Annotated in this window: 4 protein-coding genes and 1 pseudogene; 1 reads left to right on the forward strand and 4 read right to left on the reverse strand. The window is 68.4% G+C overall.

Features of this window, described 5'->3' with window-relative positions; all coding sequences use genetic code 11:
- The 4 genes and pseudogenes from CH341_RS28650 to fliI all read right to left on the reverse strand — a co-directional run.
- A pseudogene (locus tag CH341_RS28650) lies at window positions 1-335 on the reverse strand (anti-sigma factor); the annotation flags it as partial.
- Complete coding sequence (locus CH341_RS28655; RefSeq protein WP_111422570.1) at window positions 328-873, reverse strand: sigma-70 family RNA polymerase sigma factor; 546 nt, start codon at window positions 871-873, stop codon at window positions 328-330. The pseudogene CH341_RS28650 and the gene CH341_RS28655, both read right to left, overlap by 8 nt.
- Window positions 874-991: 118 nt before the next feature.
- Entirely contained in the window at window positions 992-1408 is a 417-nt protein-coding gene (fliJ, locus tag CH341_RS28660) for a flagellar export protein FliJ (RefSeq protein WP_111422572.1), read from the reverse strand.
- 89 nt (window positions 1409-1497) lie between these two features.
- A complete protein-coding gene (fliI, locus tag CH341_RS28665; protein ID WP_111422575.1) occupies window positions 1498-2820 on the reverse strand; it encodes a flagellar protein export ATPase FliI in 1323 nt (440 codons plus the stop codon).
- Between the two features lie 394 nt (window positions 2821-3214).
- On the opposite strand from fliI, the gene ctrA reads away from it, so the two are divergent.
- Entirely contained in the window at window positions 3215-3916 is a 702-nt protein-coding gene (ctrA, locus tag CH341_RS28670; RefSeq protein WP_111422577.1) for a response regulator transcription factor CtrA, read from the forward strand.
- Window positions 3917-4416 lie beyond the last annotated feature (500 nt).

Here is a 4416-nt window from a genome sequence, read left to right on the forward strand (position 1 = left end):
ACGATCGCGTCGGTCGGCGCGGATGCGAGCCCGGGCGGCGGGGCCGACTCGGCGACCGGGGCGATTGCCGGGGCCGCCGCGGGCACCGGTGGCGGCACCAGGGCGGCGGCGGGGTCGTCGGGCAGCCTGGCGCGCAGCGCGACCCAGATCTCCGCCGGCGGCGTCACCGGGTCGACCATGGCGTGCAGCTCGCTCAGCCGCCGCTCCCACGCGGTGACCAGGGCCGCGAAGGCGGGATCGCTGTCGATCAGCGCCACCGCCTCGTCGCGTTCGTCGGCGTCGAGCGTGCCGAGCACATACTCGGCCGCGAGACCGGCGCGGTCGTCGTCACTCATTCCCGAGACACTCCCGCAGGTCGGCGAGCGCGCGCCGGAGCTGCGTCTTGATCGTATTGACCGGGCGGTCGAACTCGCGGGCCAGCCCGGCCCGGTCGACGCCGCTGAAATAGGCGAGCAGGACCATGCGCTGGCGGTCGGCCTCGAGGCGGCCCAGGCAGGCCAGCAGGCGCTTGAGCGCCTCGGTGGCGATGCTCTCGCCGAGCGGATCGGGGTCGTCGGACGCGACCTCGGCGGCCTCCGCCTCGTCGACCACGATCTCGCCGGCTTGGCGGGCGACGTCGATGGCCCGGTTGCGGGCGATCGCCACCATCCAGGTGATCGGCGAGGCGCGGCCCGGATCGAATCGGGCGGCCTTGGTCCAGATGCGCAGATAGGCGTCCTGCAGGGCCTCGCCCGCGAGATCCGGGCGCTGCAGGATGCGCAGCACGACGCCGTAGAGCTTCGCCCGCGTGGCCCGGTAGAGACGCTCGAAGGCCGCGTGGTCGCCCTTGGCGACCCCGGCCAGCAGCCAGACCAGTTCGGCCGACGTCAGCATCCCGTGCCCTGCTCCCCACCCGGCCGCAGTATGGCCCGAACGGCGGCGCCCCGCAAAGACGCGAAGGCCCGGGCGGACGGCCCGGGCCTTCGTGCGGACGGCGGGATGGAGATCGGGATCAGGCGATTGCGCTGCGGGCCCGCAGGCCGGCGATCGAATCGAGCTCGGACTGCTCGCGGGCGTGCTCGGCGGTGCGCTCGCGGAGCTGGTCGCGCTCGTCGAGCAGCTCGACCTTCTTGAGCTCCTCGAAGGACTCCTGCAGGGCGGCGCGCGCCTCCTCGAGCTGGCCGCCCAGCTCGTCGGCCGAGCGCTTGAGGTTCTCGCGCCGCTGCATCGCGGCCTTGGCGTAGGTCGGGTAGGCGAAATGGCCGGGATCGTGGATGCCGGCCCGCTCCTGCTCGACCTGGATCTCACGCTCCAGGTCGTTGGCCATCCGCATGAACTCGGCAATCATGGTCTCGATCTGGGAGACCTTGCGGCGGTGCTCGTCGACCTGAAATTTCTTGAGCCGAATGAGTGTATCGCGCGACTTCATCGACTGTTACTCCCCAGAAGCCCCAGCGCAGCCTCGAACGCCAGGGCCGAGAGCCGCTCCGAACAGGCGCTCATTGTGGGATCACAATCTTAGTTTTCGGTTTCCGCCGACATGACGATTTTCTCGAGTCGCTGGTAGCCCTCCGCCAGCGAGGTCGACTCGGTCTTGCCCTGGGATAGGAATTTTTCCAGCGGCTCGTGCAGCCGGATCGACTCGTCGACCTCGGCGCTGGAGCCCGCCCGATACGCACCGAGCCGGATCAGCTCCTCCATGTCCGAATAGGTCGCCATCACCTTGCGGGCCTGCATGATGACCGGCAGATAGCCGGGGTCGCAGGCCTTCGGCATGGTGCGCGAGATCGACTTGAGGACGTTGATGGCCGGATAGCGGCCGCGCTCGGCGATCGACCGCTCCATCACGATATGGCCGTCCAGGATGCCGCGCACCGCGTCGGCGACCGGCTCGTTGTGGTCGTCGCCGTCGACCAGCACGGTGAAGATGCCCGTGATGGCCCCTGCCCCGGCGCCGGGGCCGGCCCGCTCCAGCAGGCGCGGCAGCTCGGTGAAGACGGTCGGCGTGTAGCCCTTGGAGGTCGGCGGCTCGCCGGCCGAGAGGCCGATCTCGCGCTGCGCCATGGCGAAGCGGGTGACCGAATCCATCAGCACCAGGACGCTCTTGCCGGCATCGCGGAAATACTCGGCGATGGCGAGGGTGAGATAGGCGGCCTGGCGGCGCATCAGCGCCGGCTCGTCGGACGTGGCGACGACGACGACCGAGCGGGCGAGGCCCTCCGGCCCGAGATCGTCCTGGAGGAACTCCTGCACCTCGCGGCCGCGCTCGCCGACCAGGCCGATCACCGACACGTCGGCATCGACGTTGCGGGCCAGCATCGACAGCAGCACCGACTTGCCGACGCCGGAGCCGGCGAAGATGCCCATCCGCTGGCCGCGGCAGCAGGTGATGAACGTGTTGAGGGCGCGCACGCCGAGATCGATCGGACCGCCGACCCGGCGCCGGGCATGGGCGGACGGCGGACTGTTGCGGAAGCGACACGGAGTCGGACCAATCGGGAGCGGGCCCATGCCGTCGACCGGCTCGCCGAGCGCGTTGACGACGCGGCCGAGCCACCCCGCCGACGGACGCACCGCACCGGCCGCCGTCATCACTACGGCCCGGCAGCCGCGCCGCACGCCCTCCAGGGCGGCGAACGGCATCAGCAGGGCGTGGTTGCCCGAAAAGCCCACCACCTCGCAGGGAATCGTGCGTCCGGCGGTCTCGATGCCGACCCGCGCACCGACCGACATGGCGTGCAGCGGGCCCGCCACCTCGACCATCAGGCCGCGGACGCCGACCACCCGGCCGAACACCTCGACACCGTCGATCTCGTCGATCTGGTCAATCAGCGTCCTCACGGCATCCCCCTGCCCGGCCCGTCCCGATCGACATCGTCGGTAACGATCTCTGAACCCTTAACTCTGTGTTTACCCGGACCGTTAATCATTGGATCACCGTCATCGGGGGCTCCGAACCACAGACTCCCCGTGCGACGGAGGGGCGAGTCGACTGAATCGGTTACGGCCAGTTCCTAAAGTGAGATGTGAGCGCGAACGTGTCTAAAAAACCAGCCCGCCACAACATTTTAGGCCGATTCTCCAGAAATTGCCCAGCGCTGTCTTGCGCTGGGGAATCAGACTTTGTTAAGGATTGGCCGTTAACCTTTCGAATCAGTTGGGTCCCGAGGCGTCAGAGTTGGCCGGCACTACGGCGGGCCGCCCTCAATCCGACGCGGCATGGAAGGGGACTGGCATGCGCGTTCTCCTGATCGAAGACGACAGCGCTACGGCGCAATCCATCGAGTTGATGTTGAAGTCCGAGAGCTTCAACGTCTACACGACGGATCTCGGCGAGGAGGGCGTCGACCTCGGCAAGCTCTACGATTACGACATCATCCTGCTCGATCTCAATCTGCCGGACATGTCGGGTTTCGAAGTGCTGCGCGCCCTGCGCGTCTCCAAGGTCAAGACCCCGATTCTGATCCTGTCCGGCCTCGCCGGCATCGAGGACAAGGTCAAAGGTCTCGGCTTCGGCGCCGACGACTACATGACCAAGCCGTTCCACAAGGACGAGCTGGTGGCGCGGATCCACGCGATCGTGCGCCGGTCGAAGGGTCACGCCCAGTCGGTCATCCAGACCGGCGACCTGATCGTCAATCTCGACACCAAGACGGTCGAGGTCGGCGGCCAGCGGGTGCATCTCACCGGCAAGGAGTACCAGATGCTGGAGCTCCTCAGCCTGCGCAAGGGCACCACGCTGACCAAGGAGATGTTCCTCAATCATCTCTACGGCGGCATGGACGAGCCCGAGCTGAAGATCATCGACGTGTTCATCTGCAAGCTGCGCAAGAAGCTGGCGAACGCATCGAGCGGCCGCAACTACATCGAGACGGTGTGGGGCCGCGGATACGTCCTGCGCGAGCCCGCCGACGACGAGGCTCGCATCGCCATCTGATCCGGCTCCGCGCAACCGCGGTTCCGTCCTGCGCGAGCCCGCCGACGACGAGGCCCGCATCGCCATCTGATCCGGATCCGCGCAACCGCGGTTCCGTCCTGCGCGAGCCCGCCGACGACGAGGCTCGCATCGCCATCTGATCCGGATCCGCGCAACCGCGGTTCCGTCCTGCGCGAGCCCGCCGACGACGAGGCCCGCATCGCCATCTGACGCGACGCACGCGCCCGCACCGCGTCGCGAGAGTTTCGGATGTTTCGTGGAGCCGGTGGCTCTCTCCTCCCGAACTCGGACGGTCTTCCGAACCCCGCCGCGCCCCGGCGGGGTTTTTCTTTGTGCCTGGACGGGGCGCGCCGGTGAGCACGCCGCACCTGGGCACGTCCTGTGCAGGCTCGACCCGCGGCCTTCGCCTTCGCTGAAAGCCTGAAGCCTCTCCGCCGTCATGCTTCGCGAAAGCGAGGGCTTTGCGGAATTCGTCATTCCGGGGCGCGGACCGCAGGTCC

Source organism: Rhodoplanes roseus, from assembly GCF_003258865.1.
Taxonomy (GTDB): Bacteria; Pseudomonadota; Alphaproteobacteria; order Rhizobiales; family Xanthobacteraceae; genus Rhodoplanes; species Rhodoplanes roseus.

Excerpts from the sequence above, each read along its gene's own strand:
- CH341_RS28655 (WP_111422570.1), bottom strand. The coding sequence starts at position 873 with ATGCTGACGTCGGCCGAACTGGTCTGGCTGCTGGCCGGGGTCGCCAAG.
- fliJ (WP_111422572.1), bottom strand. The coding sequence starts at position 1,408 with ATGAAGTCGCGCGATACACTCATTCGGCTCAAGAAATTTCAGGTCGAC.
- ctrA (WP_111422577.1), top strand. The coding sequence starts at position 3,215 with ATGCGCGTTCTCCTGATCGAAGACGACAGCGCTACGGCGCAATCCATC.